The 18,594-nt window shown below is 57.4% G+C and carries 20 protein-coding genes; 6 read left to right on the top strand and 14 right to left on the bottom strand.

Going from position 1 to position 18,594, the window contains the following annotated elements; genetic code table 11:
* Window position 1: 1 nt before the first annotated feature.
* The 10 genes from J2Y56_RS20925 to J2Y56_RS20970 all read right to left on the bottom strand — a co-directional run bounded on the left by J2Y56_RS20925 (window position 2) and on the right by J2Y56_RS20970 (window position 9,446).
* Window positions 2–1,090 carry a flagellar basal body P-ring protein FlgI gene (locus J2Y56_RS20925; RefSeq protein ID WP_033048738.1) on the bottom strand — a complete coding sequence of 363 codons (1,089 nt, stop codon included), beginning with the start codon at window positions 1,088–1,090 and terminating at the stop codon, window positions 2–4.
* 27 nt (window positions 1,091–1,117) lie between these two features.
* The gene (gene flgH, locus J2Y56_RS20930; protein ID WP_007943091.1) at window positions 1,118–1,813 is read right to left on the bottom strand and encodes a flagellar basal body L-ring protein FlgH; all 696 of its coding nucleotides are present in this window, start codon (window positions 1,811–1,813) and stop codon (window positions 1,118–1,120) included.
* Window positions 1,814–1,865: 52 nt separating this feature from the next.
* Window positions 1,866–2,651 (bottom strand): flagellar basal-body rod protein FlgG, encoded by a 786-nt coding sequence (gene flgG, locus J2Y56_RS20935; RefSeq protein ID WP_007943092.1) that lies wholly within the window; start codon window positions 2,649–2,651, stop codon window positions 1,866–1,868.
* Window positions 2,652–2,696: 45 nt separating this feature from the next.
* On the bottom strand, window positions 2,697–3,437 hold the full coding sequence (locus J2Y56_RS20940; RefSeq protein WP_007943093.1) for a flagellar basal body rod protein FlgF: 741 nt from the start codon (window positions 3,435–3,437) through the stop codon (window positions 2,697–2,699).
* Window positions 3,438–3,649: 212 nt separating this feature from the next.
* Window positions 3,650–4,246, bottom strand: a complete 597-nt coding sequence (locus tag J2Y56_RS20945; RefSeq protein WP_310352406.1) for a cytochrome c3 family protein — start codon at window positions 4,244–4,246, stop codon at window positions 3,650–3,652.
* A gap of 9 nt (window positions 4,247–4,255) precedes the next feature.
* A complete protein-coding gene (locus J2Y56_RS20950; protein WP_150781122.1) occupies window positions 4,256–4,747 on the bottom strand; it encodes a nitrate reductase cytochrome c-type subunit in 492 nt (163 codons plus the stop codon).
* Window positions 4,748–4,758: 11 nt separating this feature from the next.
* Window positions 4,759–7,263: a nitrate reductase catalytic subunit NapA gene (gene napA, locus J2Y56_RS20955; protein WP_310352408.1), complete on the bottom strand. Its 2,505-nt coding sequence runs from the start codon at window positions 7,261–7,263 to the stop codon at window positions 4,759–4,761.
* Window positions 7,254–7,520 (bottom strand): chaperone NapD, encoded by a 267-nt coding sequence (locus J2Y56_RS20960; protein ID WP_007947575.1) that lies wholly within the window; start codon window positions 7,518–7,520, stop codon window positions 7,254–7,256. Before J2Y56_RS20960 ends, napA begins: the two co-directional genes overlap by 10 nt.
* A gap of 40 nt (window positions 7,521–7,560) precedes the next feature.
* Window positions 7,561–7,728 carry a periplasmic nitrate reductase, NapE protein gene (locus J2Y56_RS20965; RefSeq protein WP_310352410.1) on the bottom strand — a complete coding sequence of 56 codons (168 nt, stop codon included), beginning with the start codon at window positions 7,726–7,728 and terminating at the stop codon, window positions 7,561–7,563.
* Between the two features lie 164 nt (window positions 7,729–7,892).
* Window positions 7,893–9,446, bottom strand: a complete 1,554-nt coding sequence (locus J2Y56_RS20970; protein WP_310352413.1) for a sigma-54-dependent transcriptional regulator — start codon at window positions 9,444–9,446, stop codon at window positions 7,893–7,895.
* A 280-nt stretch (window positions 9,447–9,726) separates the two neighbouring features.
* On the opposite strand from J2Y56_RS20970, the gene phhA reads away from it, so the two are divergent.
* The 6 genes from phhA to J2Y56_RS21000 all read left to right on the top strand — a co-directional run bounded on the left by phhA (window position 9,727) and on the right by J2Y56_RS21000 (window position 14,170).
* The gene (phhA, locus tag J2Y56_RS20975) at window positions 9,727–10,518 is read left to right on the top strand and encodes a phenylalanine 4-monooxygenase (protein WP_007947579.1); all 792 of its coding nucleotides are present in this window, start codon (window positions 9,727–9,729) and stop codon (window positions 10,516–10,518) included.
* 104 nt (window positions 10,519–10,622) lie between these two features.
* Window positions 10,623–10,979 carry a 4a-hydroxytetrahydrobiopterin dehydratase gene (locus J2Y56_RS20980; protein ID WP_007947580.1) on the top strand — a complete coding sequence of 119 codons (357 nt, stop codon included), beginning with the start codon at window positions 10,623–10,625 and terminating at the stop codon, window positions 10,977–10,979.
* Window positions 10,979–12,172 (top strand): amino acid aminotransferase, encoded by a 1,194-nt coding sequence (locus J2Y56_RS20985; protein ID WP_405046875.1) that lies wholly within the window; start codon window positions 10,979–10,981, stop codon window positions 12,170–12,172. The genes J2Y56_RS20980 and J2Y56_RS20985 overlap by 1 nt, the downstream gene beginning before the upstream one ends.
* 303 nt (window positions 12,173–12,475) lie before the next feature.
* Window positions 12,476–12,607, top strand: coding sequence for a hypothetical protein (locus tag J2Y56_RS20990; RefSeq protein WP_263597852.1), 132 nt, complete (start codon window positions 12,476–12,478; stop codon window positions 12,605–12,607).
* Between the two features lie 76 nt (window positions 12,608–12,683).
* Complete coding sequence (locus J2Y56_RS20995) at window positions 12,684–12,866, top strand: hypothetical protein (RefSeq protein WP_310337416.1); 183 nt, start codon at window positions 12,684–12,686, stop codon at window positions 12,864–12,866.
* A gap of 104 nt (window positions 12,867–12,970) precedes the next feature.
* The gene (locus J2Y56_RS21000; RefSeq protein WP_310352419.1) at window positions 12,971–14,170 is read left to right on the top strand and encodes an MFS transporter; all 1,200 of its coding nucleotides are present in this window, start codon (window positions 12,971–12,973) and stop codon (window positions 14,168–14,170) included.
* Here J2Y56_RS21000 and arfB read toward each other — a convergent pair.
* From arfB to J2Y56_RS21020, 4 genes are all read right to left on the bottom strand, one after another.
* On the bottom strand, window positions 14,167–14,580 hold the full coding sequence (gene arfB / locus J2Y56_RS21005; protein ID WP_310352425.1) for an alternative ribosome rescue aminoacyl-tRNA hydrolase ArfB: 414 nt from the start codon (window positions 14,578–14,580) through the stop codon (window positions 14,167–14,169). The genes J2Y56_RS21000 and arfB overlap by 4 nt on opposite strands.
* A gap of 418 nt (window positions 14,581–14,998) precedes the next feature.
* The gene (locus J2Y56_RS21010; RefSeq protein ID WP_310352427.1) at window positions 14,999–15,688 is read right to left on the bottom strand and encodes a DUF4225 domain-containing protein; all 690 of its coding nucleotides are present in this window, start codon (window positions 15,686–15,688) and stop codon (window positions 14,999–15,001) included.
* Window positions 15,681–16,181: an Hcp family type VI secretion system effector gene (locus J2Y56_RS21015; RefSeq protein ID WP_310352429.1), complete on the bottom strand. Its 501-nt coding sequence runs from the start codon at window positions 16,179–16,181 to the stop codon at window positions 15,681–15,683. The genes J2Y56_RS21010 and J2Y56_RS21015 overlap by 8 nt, the downstream gene beginning before the upstream one ends.
* 236 nt (window positions 16,182–16,417) lie before the next feature.
* Entirely contained in the window at window positions 16,418–17,839 is a 1,422-nt protein-coding gene (locus tag J2Y56_RS21020) for an amino acid permease (RefSeq protein WP_033049012.1), read from the bottom strand.
* Window positions 17,840–18,594 lie beyond the last annotated feature (755 nt).

The following is an 18,594-nucleotide window of genomic DNA, read 5'->3' on the forward strand; positions in this document are numbered from 1 at the left end:
CTTAGATCACGATCAGGTCGGCTTGCAATGCGCCAGCCTGTTTCAATGCTTCGAGGATCGCCATCAAGTCACCCGGCGCCGCGCCGACCTGGTTCACCGCACGGACGATTTCGTCGAGGGTGGTGCCCGGGCCGAACTTGAACATAGGCTTGGCTTCCTGCTCCGCGTTAACCCGCGAGCGCGGCACAACGGCGGTCTGACCGTTGGAAAAAGCGCCAGGCTGGCTGACAATCGGGTCTTCGGTGATGGTCACGGTCAGGCTGCCGTGAGTCACGGCGGCTGGCGAAACCTTGACGTTCTGGCCGATCACGATGGTGCCGGTGCGCGAGTTGATGATGACTTTCGCCACCGCCTGACCCGGATCGACTTCAAGGTTTTCCAGGATCGACAGGTAGTCGACGCGCTGGCTTGGATCAAGGGGTGCGCTGACGCGAATCGAACCACCATCAATGGCCTGGGCGACGCCAGGGCCGAGCAAGTTGTTGATCTTGTCGACGATGCGCTTGGCGGTGGTGAAGTCCGACCGGTTGAGGTTCAGCGTCAGGCTATTGCCCTGGTTGAAACCACTTGGCACCGAACGCTCGACCGACGCACCACCGGGGATACGACCCGCCGACGGAACGTTGACGGTAATCTTCGAACCGTCACGCCCTTCGGCATCAAAACCGCCCACCACCAGGTTGCCCTGAGCGACAGCGTAGACGTTGCCGTCGATACCTTTGAGCGGCGTCAGCAACAAGGTGCCGCCGCGCAGACTCTTGGAGTTACCGATGGAGGAGACGGTGATATCGACCTGCTGCCCCGGCTTGGCAAACGCCGGCAGTTCCGCACTGATCGATACCGCTGCAACGTTCTTCAACTGAACGTTACCCGAGTTCGGCGGCACCTTGATGCCGAACTGCGAGAGCATGTTGTTGAAGGTCTGCAGGGTGAAAGGCGTCTGCGTCGTCTGGTCACCGGTACCGTTAAGCCCGACCACCAGGCCGTAGCCGATCAATTGGTTGGAGCGCACGCCAGAAATACTGGCGATATCCTTCAGCCGCTCGGCCTGCGCGTTGAACGCGGCAGTCAGCATCAAGGCGGCCACCATGAGGTGTTTAAGATTCAAACTGGCCACCTAGAAAGGGAACAGCGGGCTGAGGAAGAAACGGTCGAACCAGCCTGGCTGACTCGCATCGGCAAACGCGCCGGTGCCCGAGTAGGTGATGCGTGCATCGGCGATACGGGTCGACGGAACAGTGTTGTCGGTGGAGATGTCATCGGCGCGCACCAGCCCGGCAATCCGCACCAGCTCATCGCCGGTGTTGAGGGTCATCCACTTCTCGCCACGGACCGCGATAATACCGTTGGGCAATACATCCGCGACGGTAACGGTGATCGAGCCGACGAGGGTATTGCCCTGGGCCGCCTTGCTGTCGCCTTTAGTCGCGCGGTCGCCTTCATAGGCGGCGTCCAGGCTCAGGTCACCACTGCCGAACGGATTGTTGGTGCTGGGGGTGGTGCCAAACAGCGAGGACAGGCCGATGCTGGCCTTGCTGTTCTTGTCAATTTGCGAGTTGGCGTTTTTGCTGGCCTGGGTCTTCTCGTTCAGGGTAATGGTGATGATGTCACCCACCCGGAACGCCTTGCGGTCGGTGTACAGGTTCTGTTCAAAACCGGCCTGATAAATCGAGCCATTGTTCGCGGCAGCCGGCAACGGCGTGCGCGGCAACACCGGCGCGTAATAAGGGTCATTGGGCTTGGGCGTCGTGGGGACGCAGCCCGCGAGCACAACAGCCCCACTCAGTGCCAGAACAGATACAAAGCGATTCATGACCCTACCTCACGGTGTTGCAGGCGACCTAAGGGCCGCCTCATAGACTTGATTACAGATTCTGCGTTACGAACGAGAGCATCTGGTCGGCGGTGGAGATCACCTTGGAGTTCATCTCGTAAGCGCGCTGAGTGGTGATCATGTTGACCATCTCTTCAACGGTGCTGACGTTGGAGGTTTCCAGGGTGTTCTGCAGCGTGGTGCCGAAGCCGTTCAGGCCCGGTGTACCGACTTGCGGTGCGCCGCTGGCAGCGGTTTCCAGGAACAGGTTGTTACCCACGGCTTGCAGACCGGCCGGGTTGATGAAGTCAGCAGTCTGCAGGTTGCCGATCACCTGGCTGGCCGGGTTGCCCGGAACGGTGATGGACACAGTGCCGTCGCGACCGACCGTGAAGGTCTGGGCGTCGTTGGGAATAACGATGGCTGGTTCCAGAGCGAAGCCACTGGCGTTGACGACCTGACCGTTGGAGTCTAGGTGGAACGTACCGTCACGGGTGTAAGACGTGGTGCCGTCCGGCTGCAGAATCTGGAAGAAACCGCGACCGTCGACAGCCAGGTCAAGCGGCTGCTCGGTGGTTTGCAGGCTGCCGGCGGTGAAGTTTTTCTGGGTGCCGACAATGCGCACACCGGTACCCACTTGCAGACCCGAAGGCAGTTCGCTGTCCTGGGTCGACTGGGCGCCTGGCTGGCGCTTGATCTGATAGAGCAAGTCCTGGAACTCGGCGCGGTCACGTTTGAAACCCGTGGTCGAGACGTTGGCCAGGTTGTTGGAAATGGTGGTCAGGTTAGTGTCCTGGGCGGACAGACCTGTTTTGGCAACCCATAGAGCCGGAAGCATTCGATTCTCCTCGTGCGCCTGTTTTACGGCGCGACGTTCTGGTAATTAGCTGATCTGCAAGACCCGAGCCATGGCCTGGTCATCGTCTTTGGCGGTGTTCATCATCTTGATGTGCAGCTCGAATTGCTTGGCCAGCGCCAGCACCGAGGTCATTTCTTCCACGGCGTTGACGTTGCTCGACTCCAGGAACCCGGACACCAGTTTGACGCCGGAGTCGGCTTGCGCCGGCTTTCCGTCCTTGGTGTGGATCGAACCATCCAGGCCTTTGGTCATGTTCTTCAGGTCAGGGTTGACCAGCTTGATGCGGTCGACTTCAGCCATCACGCGCGGGCCTTCGCCCATCGCACGGATGCTGATGGTGCCATCCTCACCCACTTCGATTTGCTGCTCGGGCGGCACGGCGATGGGTCCGCCATTGCCCATGACCGGCATACCGTTGCCGGCACGCAGCACGCCCAGGGCGTCCACGTTCAGGCTGCCGGTGCGCACGTAGGTTTCTTGACCCGCCGGGTTCTGCACGGCGATCCAGCCGTTGCCTTGCACGGCGACATCGAGGTCGCGACCGGTTTCAACCAGCGAACCAGGGGAGAAGTCGGTGGCCGGGCGCTCGGTCATGGCAAACGCACGCGCCGGAAAGCTGTCACCAAACACAGGCATCGAACGGGCCTGTTCCAGGTCCTTTTGAAAACCGTTGGTGGAGATGTTTGCCAGGTTGTTGGCATGAGCCTTCTGCGCCAGTGCATTCTGGCTGGCGCCGGTCATTGCCACATAAAGGTACTTGTCCACACTCTTTCCTCTGCATGCCGGACGTTTGCCGCCCACCGCTGTACTGTTGAGCGATAAGCAAATTGCAGACCAACTTGCGCGCAGAGGTTTAAAGCCCTTTAAACACTGGACTTGAGGGTAATCGCAGAGGAATGACGGAATGCGTCAAAGTCGAAAAACCGGCGCGATTATGCCGCTTGACGGCAACAGGGTGGAAGAGCGTGCCGGATCCGCTACCAGCCTTTGACCCCGCTCATGTCAGGCAACTTGTGGGCGATGCCCTTATGACAGTCGATACAGGTCGCCTGACCGCTGGCCAGTGCCGTGGAGTGCATATTGGCGGCGCGTTTGCCCTGGCGAGTAAAGTCCATGAATTCAAAGTTATGGCAATTGCGGCATTCTCGGGAGTCGTTTGCCTTGAGCCGCCCCCACTCGTGCTCGGCCAGTTCACGCCGCATACCGAGAAATTTTTCCCGGGTATCGATCGTTCCGAACACCTTTCCCCACACTTCTTTGGACGCCTGCATCTTGCGGGCAATCTTGTGCGTCCACTCATGCGGAACGTGACAGTCCGGACAGGTGGCTCGTACGCCAGAGCGATTGGTGTAGTGAATGGTTTCCTGCAATTCGACAAAAACGTTGTCGCGCATTTCATGGCAGGAAATGCAGAACTTCTCGGTATTGGTGGCTTCCAGCGCAGTGTTGAAACCACCCCAGAAAATCACTCCGGCGATGAACCCGCCGAGCGTCAGAAAGCCCAGGCTGTAATGCACGCTGGGGCGACGCAGAATGCCCCAATAGTCTTTGAGCAGCGCACGCAAGGATTTCATGGCCTCTCCTTAAGGTTTCTGCTGGCCGTTGATTTCGTCTTGCAGCACCTGGTCAATGTTCTTGAAGTTGTTGCCCACCAGAGGCTTTACGTCTTTCTGTGGCACGTGACACTGAGTACAGAAATACCGACGCGGCGAAACAGCGGCCAGCGCCTGACCATCACGGTCCATGTAGTGGGTGATACTGATCATCGGCGCCTGAGTGCGGGCACTATTGGCACGGCTGTGACAGGACAGGCACTTGTTGCTGTTCTTGTCGATCGGATACCCCCGAATACTGTGGGGGATGGTGGGCGGCTGGTCAGGATAGTTACGCTCGCGCTTGAGGTCCTTGTTCTCGTCATCAGCCATCAGCGGTGCCGCAAACTCTTGAGTCAGGGTCCCTCCGGGTCGCCGGCCATCCGGTGCCGGAGCATCCAGCGGGTAATCAGGCTGCGCTGCGAATGCCGCTGGCATCCACAGCAACAGAGCCGCAAGTAAAGACAGCGAATGACTCTTCATCTGAGCGCTCCTTATGCCGTCTTGATCAACTCAATCCTGATCGCACATTTTTTATAATCAGTCTGCTTGGAGATGGGGTCCGTCGCATCGAGCGTGACCTTGTTGATCAGCTTGTTGGCATCGAAGAACGGTACGAACACCAGGCCTTGGGGTGGCTTGTTGCGCCCTCGGGTTTCAATGCGCGCACGCATCTCACCGCGTCGACTGATCAGCTTCACTTCGCTGCCTCGACGGGCATTCAAGGCTTTGGCATCGGCCGGGTGCATGTAGACCAACGCGTCGGGGACAGCCTTATGAAGTTCCTCGACACGCTGGGTCATGGATCCGGTGTGCCAGTGCTCAAGCACTCGTCCGGTGCTCAACCAGAATGGAAACTCCGCGTCGGGGGATTCCGCAGGGGGCTCGTAGGGCAGCGCGAAGATAATCGCCTTCTTGTCGGGATAGCCATAGAACTGCACACCACTGCCCTTCTCCACGTAGGGGTCATAGCCTTCCCGGAAACGCCAACGGGTTTCCTTGCCTTCGACCACGGGCCATCGCAACCCTCGTTCGGTGTGATAGAGATCAAACGGGGCGAGGTCATGACCGTGGCCACGGCCGAATTGGGCATATTCTTCGAACAGCCCTTTTTGCAGGTAAAAACCAAAATCCTCGGCCTCGTCGTTTTTATAGCCCGCCGCCATCTGATCAAGCGGGAACTGATCGACCTGACCGTTCTTGAACAACACCTCGTACAGGGTTTTGCCCTTGTACTGCGGTGAGGCAGACAATATTTCCTCGGACCAGACCTCGTCCGTTTTAAAGCGCTTGGAAAACTCCACCAGTTGCCAGAGATCGGACTTGGCGTCACCCGGCGCCGAAACCAATTGATGCCAGAACTGCGTACGTCGTTCCGCGTTGCCGTAAGCGCCCTCTTTTTCGACCCACATCGCCGTGGGCAGAATCAGATCGGCTGCCTGGGCCGAGACGGTGGGATACACATCCGAGACAATCACAAAGTTCTCGGGATTACGCCAACCGGGCAACACTTCCTGCATGATGTTGGGCCCGGCCTGCATGTTGTTGCTGGCCATCGTCCAATACACATTGAGCACGCCGTCCTTGAGCATCCGGCTCTGCTGCACGGCATGGAACCCGACTTTTTCATTGATAGTGCCCGGCGGCAATTTCCAGATTTTCTCCGCCGTGGCGCGATGCTTTGGATTGGTGACCACCAGATCAGCGGGCAGCCGATGGGAGAACGTCCCCACTTCCCGCGCCGTACCACAGGCCGAAGGCTGGCCTGTCAGAGAGAATGGGCTGTTACCCGGCTCGCTGATTTTTCCGGTCAGCAGGTGAATGTTGTAAATCAGGTTATTGGCCCAGACGCCCCGCGTGTGCTGGTTAAAGCCCATGGTCCAGAAGGAGACCACCTTGCGCTTCGGGTCGGCATACAGTTCGGCCAAAGCCTTGAGTTGCTCTGCCGGTACGCCGGTTTCCTTGGCGGTGCGCTCAAGGGTGTAAGGTTTTACGAAAGCCGCGAATTGCTCAAAGTCGATGTCACTCCAGGTGTTCGCCTTGGCCGCATTCTGGGCCTTCATCTCCAGTGGGTTATCGGCACGCAGGCCGTAGCCGATGTCATCCGTACCTTTGGCAAATTTGGTGTGCTTGCTGACAAAGTCCTTGTTGACCGAGCCACTTTCAATGATGTGGTTGGCAATGTAATTGAGGATAAACAGGTCCGTCTGTGGCTTGAACACCATGGGGATGTCAGCCAACTCAAAACTGCGATGCTCGAAGGTCGACAGTACGGCCACCTTGACGTTGGGCTGACTCAATCGCCGATCCGCCACCCGGCTCCAAAGTATCGGGTGCATCTCCGCCATGTTTGAGCCCCACAGCACGAACGCATCGGTGACTTCAATATCGTCATAACACCCCATCGGTTCATCCATACCGAACGTGCGCATAAAGCCCATGACCGCCGAGGCCATGCAGTGACGCGCATTGGGGTCAATGTTGTTGGAGCGAAAACCCGCCTTCATCAACTTGTTGGCCGCGTACCCTTCCCAGACGGTCCACTGACCTGATCCGAACATGGCGATGGACTCGGCCCCCTTGTTTTTTATCGCCTCCTTGAACTTCAACTCCATCACATCAAACGCTTGATCCCAGGACACCGGTTGAAACTCGCCTTGCTTGTCATACTGCCCGTTGGTCATGCGCAACAGCGGCTGGGTCAGGCGATCAACGCCGTACATGATTTTCGACAGGAAGTAGCCTTTGACGCAGTTCAGTCCGCGATTGACCTCGGCTTTCACATCACCATGAGTGGCGACCACCCGATTGTCCTTGGTCGCCACCATGACGCTGCACCCGGTTCCGCAAAAACGGCAAGGCGCTTTATTCCAGTCCAGGGCCACCCGGTCTTCTTCGGTGATCAGGTTGCTGGCAGAGGTAAACACCGGGAGCCCCGCCGCCGCTGCGGCGATCCCGGCTGCCTGGGCTTTGACAAACTCGCGTCGAGTCATAGGCATGTGCTTTCTCCCGTCACATCGAGAATCTCGTGATAAACGAGGGCGGCATTGAGCACACCCGGCAAGCCATTGATCTCGCTGATGCGCCGGGAAATCTCACTTTCGTCTTCCATCTCCAGCACCACAACCAGCTTGCCGGCGGGACTTTCCTGGTGCAGTTCAACGCCTTCGAGCAACCGCAAGTTGGCTTTCACCGCCTCGAACAATTCAGGGTGGGCCAGCACCACCAGACTGGCAATATGCAGCGTCTTTTCCATGACCCGTACTCCCCGTCTTTTTGCTAAAGATGGACAACGATCAGTGAAGTGAACCAGGAGGGCCGAGCAACATTTGCAGAAACCAGACAAAGAAACCGTAACCACCCACTATCGCCACCGACAGCAGTGGGAAGAGAACGACAATCAGGAAAAAGAACAGACGGGTTTCTTTGCGCGCTTGCTGGGTAGTGTCATCCGCTGATGGCATGGTTATCGCTCCTGCCAAACTTTGAGCTTCAGCCTAGATGGCTTGCTTGGCGAAATCCATGATTCAGATCAACGGCGGGGTGGTAGCGCTTCAATTAACATTTCGAAGCGCCGGAGAATGATTAACAACAACTTACCATTCTTGTTTATCAGATCAGTTAACGCTCAAGTTTTGCCAATTTCATAGTCACGCAACTTGTTGGCAATAGTGGTGTGAGAGACCCCCAAGCGCTTACCCAGCAACCGACTGCTGGAATGCTCGGAATACAACCGCTCCAACACCGCTTTCTCGAAACGCCCGACAATTTCGTCCAGCCCACCCTCCAGCGAAAAATCGCCAAGCGGCTGACGCACACCGTAATCCGGCAGACGAATATGTTCGGCCTTGACCGTCCCGCCCTCACACAATGAAACCGCCTGGAACAACACGTTTTCCAATTGCCGGACATTGCCCGGCCAGTTGTAATGACTCAGCCGCTCCATCGCCGCCGGCGCCAGTTTCGGCAGTGGGCAACCGATCTGCCGGCTGGCCTGGTCGAGGAAGTGCTCCACCAACGGCGTCAAACCGTCGAGGCATTCACGCAGTGGCGGAATATGCAGCGAAAGGACGTTCAAGCGGTGATACAGATCCTGGCGAAATTCGCCCAGCGCACACAGTTCCGACAAATCTACCTGGGTTGCGCAGATCACCCGCACATCCAGATACACCTCTTCATCGCTGCCTACGCGACGGAAGCAACCGTCCTGCAGAAAGCGCAGCAATTTCACCTGCAAGCGCGGGCTCATTTCCCCTACGCCATCGAGAAACAGCGTACCGCCCGCAGTCAGCTCCAACAGACCCAGCTTGCCTTCGGCGCGCGCGCCTTCGAAGGCGCCGGGGCCGTAACCGAACAACTCGGTCTCAGCCATCGACTCCGGCAAGCCGGCGCAGTTGAGTGCCATTAATGGAGATTGCCCGCGCGGGCTGGCCAAGTGACAAGCGCGCGCCAGCAACTCTTTACCGGTGCCGGTTTCACCTTCTATCAACAGCGGTGCATCCAATGGCGCCATGCGCCGTGCTTCGCGCACCACTGCCGCCATCACTTTCGAGCTTTGGAAAATGCTGTCGAACCCGCGCAGCTCCTGCTTGCGCACGTTGTAGATGCGCTCACCCACCCGGTCGGCGCGATGCAGCGTCAGAACCGCGCCGGCCATGGCTTCGCTGTCGTCATGCTCCGATTGCAACGGCGCGATGTCGGCCAGAAACACGTCGCCCTTGACCTTGACCCGCAGCCCATTGATGCGCGACTTGTTAGCCCGCACCAGCTCCGGCAAATCAAAATCCTCGGCGTACCGCGACAGCGGAATCCCCGGCACTTCATCCACACGCACCCCGAGCAACTGCGCCGCCGCCCGGTTGGCCGCGACAATGGAGCCGCCCATGTCGATCGACAACACCGGAAACTCCAGGGCGCCGAGCAAGGCATTGAGCTCCATATGCCGACGTTCGCTGGGCATCAGCCCTACGCGTTTGACGCCGAACACCCCGGCGATCGATTCGAATTTCGGACGCAGCGCCTGGAACTGAATGTTGATCAGGTTTGGACAATGCAGGTAGATCGCATTGCCATGCTCACCGCCGACCTCGCCCCGGGCGACGTTGATCCCGTATTCCACCAGCAAGTTGAGAATGTCGCGCAGGATACCGATGCGGTTCTGGCAGTGGACTTTAATACGCATATAAAGGCCCGAAGAAATGGGGAATCGAGGCCCCGCGCAAGAAATTTTCTGCGCTGACGCCAAAGTAGTCGTCAAGATTATGTGACACCTGAGCGCCTTTTCAAACCGGCAAATCTCAATAGCTGCGCGATCGCCGCGATTCCGTAACGAATACTTTACGAAAAATGGCGACTTTTCCTACGCAAACCACCCAGCACCTGCTGTAACGACGCACCTCTTGGGGTATTTCTAGGTCCATAGCAGCACATAACAAGAACGAATCCCCTAGCAGGAGAGCAGCATGAAGCAGACGCAATACGTGGCTCGCGAGCCCGATGCGCAAGGTTTTATCGACTACCCCGCTGAAGAACACGCGGTGTGGAACACGCTGATCACTCGTCAACTGAAAGTGATCGAAGGTCGTGCGTGCCAGGAATACCTGGACGGTATCGAAAAACTCGGTCTGCCCCACGACCGCATTCCGCAACTCGGTGAAATCAACAAAGTCCTCGGTGAAACCACCGGCTGGCAAGTGGCCCGAGTTCCGGCGCTGATCCCCTTCCAGACTTTTTTCGAATTGCTGGCCAGCAAGCAGTTTCCGGTGGCGACGTTTATTCGTACCCGCGAAGAGCTGGATTACCTGCAAGAGCCGGACATTTTCCACGAGATTTTTGGCCACTGTCCGCTGCTGACCAACCCCTGGTTTGCCGAGTTCACCCATACCTACGGCAAACTTGGCCTGCAAGCGACCAAGGAAGAACGCGTGTACCTGGCGCGCCTGTACTGGATGACCATCGAGTTCGGCCTGGTCGATACCGCTGAAGGTCTGCGCATTTACGGCGGCGGCATTCTTTCTTCGCCAAAAGAAACCGTTTACTGCCTGTCCAACGAGCCTGAACATCAGGCGTTCGATCCGCTGGAATGCATGCGCACGCCGTATCGCATCGACATCCTGCAACCGCTGTACTTTGTCTTGCCGAACCTCAAGCGTCTGTTTGATGTAGCCCATGAAGACATCATGAGCATGGTCAAACAAGGCATGCAGCTAGGCTTGCACACCCCGAAATTTCCGCCGAAGGCAAAGGCTGCGTGATCCGCTGCTTTTAGAATCAAGTGAGCCTGTCAGGAACCGACGCTTTGGTTTAGCGTGGTGACACTGACGGCCGATTTCCAATAATTCGATTTCAGGAATTCATCATGTCCACATTGAACCAAGCCCACTGCGAAGCCTGCCAGGCCGGTGCCCCTCAGGTCAGCGACGAAGAGTTGCCGGTACTGATCAAGCAGATCCCTGACTGGAACATCGAAGTCCGCGACGGCGTCATGCAGCTGGAAAAACAGTTCCTGTTCAAAAACTTCAAACACGCACTGGCGTTCACCAACGCCGTCGGTGAAATCTCCGAGGCTGAAGGTCACCACCCTGGCCTGCTGACCGAATGGGGCAAAGTCACCGTCACCTGGTGGAGCCACTCCATCAAAGGCCTGCACCGCAACGACTTCATCATGGCCGCGCGCACTGACGAAGTGGCCAAGGACGCCGAGGGCCGCAAATAATGCATTTCGACGCCATCGGTCGAGTCCCCGGCGATCCGATTCTCGGTTTGATGGAAGCCTATGCGCAGGACCCAAACCCGCGCAAATTCGACCTCGGTGTGGGTGTCTACAAAGACGCCCAGGGCCTGACGCCGATTCCGCAGTCGGTGAAACTTGCCGAGCAGCGTCTGGTGGATCGTCAAACCACCAAGACCTACATCGGTGGTCACGGCGAGCCGGCGTTCGGCAAAGCCATCAGTGAACTGGTGCTCGGCGCGGACTCCGCGCTGATCGCCGGGCAACTCGCCGGGGCGACCCAGACGCCGGGCGGCACCGGTGCGTTGCGTTTGAGCGCCGATTTCATCGCCCAATGCCTGCCGGGCCGTGGCGTGTGGTTGAGCAACCCGACTTGGCCGATCCACGAAACCATTTTCGCGGCGGCCGGGGTCAAGGTCAGTCACTACCCGTACGTGGGGAGCGACAATCGCCTCGACGTCGACGCCATGCTTGCGGTGCTGAATGAAGCACCGAAGGGCGACGTGGTGTTGCTGCACGCCTGCTGCCACAACCCGACCGGTTTCGATCTGTCCCATGATGACTGGCACCGCGTGCTGGACGTCGTGCGCAGTCGCGATCTGTTGCCGCTGATCGACTTCGCCTACCAGGGTTTCGGCGATGGTCTGGAGCAGGATGCGTGGTCGACCCGCTTGTTCGCGGACGCGTTACCGGAAGTACTGATCACCAGTTCCTGCTCGAAGAACTTCGGTTTGTACCGCGACCGCACCGGCGCGCTAATTGTCTGTGCGAAAAACGCTGACAAGCTGGTGGACATCCGCAGCCAACTGGCCAACATTGCCCGCAATCTGTGGTCGACGCCGCCGGATCACGGTGCCGCCGTGGTGGCGACCATTCTTGGCGATCCAGAGCTGAAAAGCCTATGGGCCGACGAAGTGGAAGCCATGCGTTTGCGTATCGCTCAATTGCGTAGCGGCCTGGTCGAAGCGTTGGAACCGTTTGGTTTGCGTGAGCGCTTTGCGCACATTGGTGTGCAGCGCGGGATGTTCTCGTACACCGGCTTGACGGCTGAGCAGGTTAAACAGCTGCGTGATCATCACAGCGTTTACATGGTCAACTCCGGCCGGGCCAACGTGGCGGGGATTGATGCAACGCGTCTGGATCTGCTGGCCGAGGCAATTGCCAACGTCTGCAAGTAACGCTCCCTGTAGCAGCTGCCGAGCCTGCGAGGCTGCGTTCGGCTGCAAAGCAGTCGTAAACCCGGTGAATGCGGTCTCCTTGAGAGACCGCAGTGTCTGAATTCACGACTGCTTCGCAGCCGAACGCAGCCTCGCAGGCTCGGCAGCTGCTACCCAATCGCGGTTCTTCCCTCCCTGCGGCCATTGGTCGCAGAAATCCCAGATAAAAGTCTGCTTGTCATTTTTACTGCTGTATCCTGCCCAGGCTTTGTACAAGCGCGGATCTACCAGATCTATCAACAGACTTTGCGAGGAGCGCGAACCATGCACGAGATCCCTAATCTCCCCTTCCCAAGCCTGCACGAAACTGAGCAGACAACCACGCAACAAGCCGGCGCCCAACAGCCCGAACCGAAAGACGCCACTGAACGCCGCCAGGCCGACAGCGACGACTGAAACACCTGCAATGCCAGACCGTGTGGAAAGCGCTAACATGCGCTTTCCACACCGCCTGAACCTTGAGCTACACGCCATGACCGACGAATTCAATGAAAGCCAGGCCAGCGTCCTGATCGGCACCGCCGAGAAGATGATCGAGATCTGGAATCGCCTCTCCCCAGAAAAACAAGCAGCCTTGCTCGCCCGTTTCGGCACTGAAGAAAATGCCCTGGCCGCCCTGGTCACGACGCAACTGGTTGCCCCCGCCAAACCCTGATCCCTGTCGCCCGGCAAATAGTTTTACTTTTTCCACGACCCGCAGCCGCTCGCGCCGCTATCATAAGCAGCCTATCTATCCTGCTTTCCCGTGGACCTTTACCCATGTCTGAAAACCAGCGCCCCCTGGCGGTCACGCTGCAAGTCGTTTCCATCGTCCTGTTTACCTTCATCGGCTACCTGAATATCGGCATTCCCCTGGCCGTATTGCCCGGCTACGTCCACAGCGACCTCGGTTTCGGCGCGGTCATCGCCGGGCTGGTGATCAGTGTGCAATACCTGGCCACCCTGCTCAGCCGCCCTTATGCCGGCAAAATCATCGACAACAAGGGCAGCAAACTGGCGGTGATGTACGGCCTGGCCGGTTGCGGCTTGAGCGGTGTGTTCATGCTGATTTCCGCCTGGACTCAGAGCCTGCCGACACTGAGCCTGATCAGCCTGCTGATCGGCCGCCTGGTGCTCGGCAGCGCCGAAAGTCTGGTCGGCTCGGGATCGATTGGCTGGGGCATCGGCCGGGTGGGTGCGGCAAACACCGCCAAGGTGATTTCCTGGAACGGCATCGCCAGCTATGGCGCACTGGCCATCGGCGCGCCATTGGGCGTGTTGCTGGTACATCAGTTAGGTTTGTGGAGCATGGGCGTGAGCATTGTGCTGTTGGCCGTTCTCGGGCTGGCACTGGCCTGGCCAAAAACCGCTGCGCCGATCGTGGTCGGTGAGCGCTTGCCGTTCATGCATGTGCTGGGGCGGGTACTGCCCCACGGGTGTGGATTGGCGCTGGGCTCCATCGGTTTTGGCACCATCGCCACCTTCATCACCTTGTATTACGCCACGCAACACTGGGACAACGCGGTGTTGTGCCTGAGCTTGTTCGGCGCCAGTTTCATCGGTGCGCGCCTGCTGTTTGGCAACCTGATCAATCGCCTCGGCGGTTTTCGCGTGGCTATTGCCTGTCTGTCCGTGGAAACCCTGGGGTTGCTGCTGCTGTGGCTGGCGCCGGATGCCCATTGGGCACTGGCCGGTGCGGCGCTGAGCGGTTTCGGTTTTTCGCTGGTGTTTCCGGCGCTGGGCGTGGAGGCGGTCAACCTGGTACCCGCCTCCAGCCGTGGTGCGGCCGTCGGGGCTTATTCGCTGTTCATTGATTTGTCGCTGGGGATTACCGGGCCACTGGCGGGGGCCATTGCGGCCGGGTTTGGTTTTGCTTCGATCTTTTTGTTCGCCGCGATTGCCGCGCTGAGCGGTTTGGCATTGAGCGTTTACTTGTACCGGCAAGCGCCAAGGTATCGAGAGGAAAGAGACGCGCGCTAGAAATCCACCTTGCCGCGCCCGGCCTTGATGCTGCCGCGCTTGGTCTTCGATTCGAGTCGACGTTTTTTTGAACCCAGCGTCGGCTTGGTCGGGCGGCGCTTCTTTTCAATCTTGGTCGCGCTGAGGATCAACTCGGTCAACCGCTCCAGCGCATCCGCTCGATTGGCCTCCTGCGTGCGGTACTGCTGGGCCTTGATGATCAACACACCTTCGCTGGTGATGCGACTGTCGCGCAGCGCCAGCAGCCGCTCCTTGTAGAACTCGGGCAAGGACGAGGCCGGAATATCGAAGCGCAAGTGCACGGCACTGGACACCTTGTTGACGTTCTGCCCGCCGGCGCCCTGGGCGCGTATGGCCGTCAACTCGATCTCGGCATCCGGCAGATGCACGTTGTTGGAAATCACCAGCATGGAAAAGCGTCCGGGTTCAGGGTGGTAAGGATACCGCGAATGCCCGTTGGACAGCAGGTGATCACGGCTGCCCGCGGATCAACAGCCACAGTCATGCTTATGCATGGCCACGCAACCTCGGAATGTAAAAGCGTAAACCAAAAAAAACGAGAGTCACGTAGGTTACCGAATAAGCAATGTACAGATACTTTCCTTCTAGGGGTACTATTTCAGTTATACACCAAACTACTACGCCAGCCGGCAAGCCACAGCAGCCTAGAACCAGACAAGTCACAGACAAATGGTATCGAATATTCTCAAGCGTCATAAACTTTAACATCCTCTTGAATCGTACTCTCCGACTGAAAAAGCCAATCACAACAGAAAGCTTTTAATCCAGTTGCGAAACCGCTGTTCAAATAACGGAGCAGCCACCGTTTCATCCACCCGCCGAGCTTTCTTTAAGCATTGCATCCATAGTCAGAAAATCAACCAAGGCTTCGAAAGCCAATGCCAACTTACCCGTTTGCCGAAAAGCCTGTTCATAATTCATAGGATCACGTTTGAACAGTTCGAACGTGCCAGTTCGTTGTACCGGCCTGAAGAACCCATACCCAGACAAAAATAAATCCATAGAATAATAAGAAATATTACCCCAGCCATCATTTTTAAATGCTGTTTGATAGATATATCTGACAGGTCCAATCGTAGCCGATGCTTCAGGGCCTTTATAAATATTCCCTAAACCCTCATAGATATTATTAGTGCCGTGCGCAATCAATAATGCTCCCGGGATCACGCCAATTGCTGCGGGGGCTGCTGTTGCCGCAACACCGGATCTAACCTGCATAATACCCGCCACAACCCCAATGCCGTTCTGAAGGTAAAAACGAGCCTGCGACGACAACTCCTCGTACTCCGCCGTGATTTCCTGAACCCCTTGCCACGCACTGATGAGCCCCTCATCAACCGCCTGAATCACCTCATTGGCATAAGATGAAATCATTGAACCGAAGCGAAGCCGCATAACTCCATCAGAAAAATGCGCCATGCCAATGCTGCATCCAACCGCCACCAAGTCAGAAGCCGCTTTACTCACATCATGAATATCACAGGATTCTTCATTCATCCTCATTCCCCCAAGTACTGTAAGCACTTGTCGCACCAGGAACATGCGCCCAGGCAATCTCTCTGTAACGAATGGACACCAGCTCTTGCGGCTCTGCATCGTTCATACGAATAGCGTGGGGAACTTGCTGACTGATATGCGCAATACGCGCACCGGTGAGATGTATTGAATAATATCGCTCTTGCCCCCCAGCCGAGGCGGTGCGGTAAAGATTAATAATGCACTCGACCTCTTCCCGCTCATGCAGTGCACTGGCCAACAGTGGCGATGACTTATCGATAGCCTTGGTTATCATGATTGGCCTGTGCTGGCCGCGGCCACCTGCAATGCTGCCATCATTACCGGTGACCATATCGTGCGAGTAAGCCAGCACCATGATTTCGTCCTGATGCGCGAACTGGCACTTGTTACCAAGTGAGCTTTGGCCTGAACAGCCGGCAGAAATAAGCCCTTGTCGCTTACCGGTAATACTCATGTAGCTGTGACTGGCCATTAGCACTAATCCTTGATGTATTCAAAGCGGCAGACTATGGCAAAAAAAGCATTAGGCAGGGTGTAGGCAGCTTCTGAATTAACTAGCATCAGCCAACCTTTTGGAAATTTCAGAAATCACTGTAGTAAACGATGAATGCTTATGTAGGAACGGGATTACAGCGCAATCTAAAGTTAACGCAACAAGAACAAAAAACCCGGCACATTGGCCGGGTTTGTTGTTTCTGCGCTTTGCGCTTACTTCGCGCTGGAGCCTGCTGCGTGCAACGCGTGCTGCGCACTGCGCTTGTTCTTGATGCCGTAGCAGACCCACATGAACACGACCCACACCGGAATCGCGTACACCGAGACCTGGATCCCCGGAATCAGCAGCATCACGCCCAGGATGAACACGACGAACGCCAGGCAGACATAGTTCCCGTACGGGTACCACAGCGCCTTGAACAGCGGCGTTTGTTTGGTCTTGTTCATGTGTTGGCGGAACTTGAAGTGCGAGAAGCTGATCATCGCCCAGTTGATCACCAGGGTTGCAACCACCAGCGACATCAGCAGTTCCAGCGCGTTTTGCGGGATCAGGTAGTTCAACAGCACCGCGATCAGCGTTACCGCCGCCGAGGCGAGGATCGAACGCACCGGTACGCCACGCTTGTCGATTTTCGACAACGCCTTCGGCGCATCGCCCTGCTCGGCCATGCCCAGCAGCATGCGGCTGTTGCAGTAGGTGCCGCTGTTGTACACCGACAATGCTGCGGTCAATACCACGAAGTTGAGGATGTGCGCGGCGGTGTTGCTGCCGAGCATCGAGAACACTTGCACGAACGGGCTGCCGCTGTAGGAATCCCCCGAGGCGTTCAGGGTCGCCAGCAAGCTGTCCCATGGCGTCAGCGACAGCAGAATGACCAGCGCGCCGATGTAGAAAATCAGGATCCGGTAGATCACCTGGTTGATGGCTTTCGGGATCACGGTTTTCGGCTTGTCGGCTTCAGCAGCGGTGAAACCGAGCATTTCCAGGCCGCCGAAGGAGAACATGATGATCGCCATGGCCATCACCAGACCGCTGACGCCATTGGGGAAGAAACCACCGTGGGACCACAGGTTGCTGACCGCCGCTTGCGGGCCGCCATTACCGCTGACCAACAGGTAGCTGCCCAGGGCAATCATGCCCACGATGGCAACCACCTTGATGATCGCAAACCAGAACTCGGCCTCGCCAAAGACTTTGACGTTGGCCAGGTTGATCAGATTGATCAGCACGAAGAACCCGGCGGCCGAGACCCAGGTCGGGATGTCCGGCGCCCAGTAGTGGATGTATTTGCCGACCGCGGTCAGCTCCGACATGCCCACCAGGATGTACAGGATCCAGCAGTTCCAGCCCGACAGGAAGCCGGCAAAACCGCCCCAGTATTTGTGCGCGAAGTGGCTGAAGGAACCGGCGACGGGCTCTTCAACGATCATTTCGCCGAGCTGGCGCATGATCATGAACGCAATGAAGCCGCAGATGGCGTAGCCGAGGATCATCGACGGGCCGGCGGATTTCAGTACCCCGGCCGAGCCAAGGAACAAGCCGGTACCGATCGCGCCACCGAGGGCAATCAATTGAATGTGGCGATTTTTCAGGCCGCGCTTGAGCTCGCCTGACTGCGAGGTTTGTCCACTCATGAAAAGGGTCTCACGTTCTGCGTATTTACAACGTTCATGCGTCACCTGTTTGTTTTTATCTGTGACGAAATCGAACCCGACACGCTTGTGGCGCGGCGGAGTGAACAAGGCGGATAGCCTTGAGGTTTGCGCTGGTGCGCAGGAGGTCACAGTTAAAACGCGGCGCATTGTACACCTGTAACCCCCTGCTGCCAGACCCGCTGGATCAGCGTGTCGTTTGCCGGGATTGCCTGTGTCCACCCCGAGCGTCTCGGGCGGCTGCAAAAATGAAGTCAGACCTTTGTGGGTCAGTGACGGGAGCAATCGAAAAATCGCCCCTCGATAGGAGATGGGGATGAGTCACGGCGTACATTGCGCCTCCTTCTTGTTATGCACCTGCACGACAGGCATGTGGCGCATCTGACCCTGCCCGCGCCGCTGAAACAAGCAGTCCAGAGCCTTGGGAGAGCGGCACGCAGATTGATTTCGGCAGATTTTTCTTACACCCCTTCCGTGAACGTCAACTCAAAGCGTTCCAGGCGACATTTCGTCAGGTTTTCTTTACATGCCGTAACGAATATTTTCCTGACCGGATTCGTCAGTCAGACGACTGCACATATACGACGGTGTCACTACTGGCGCCTTCGCGAGCAGGCTCGCTCCCACATTGGAATGCGATCAACTAATGAAATGGCTACCCCCGCTGCCCCCTGTGATCGCCCACTAAGCTTTCACAGGGGGCCTACCGGAGACCGTTGCCATGAACAAAGTAGCTA

The sequence above is a fragment of the Pseudomonas sp. BE134 genome (assembly GCF_031456105.1).
Lineage (GTDB): Bacteria > Pseudomonadota > Gammaproteobacteria > Pseudomonadales > Pseudomonadaceae > Aquipseudomonas.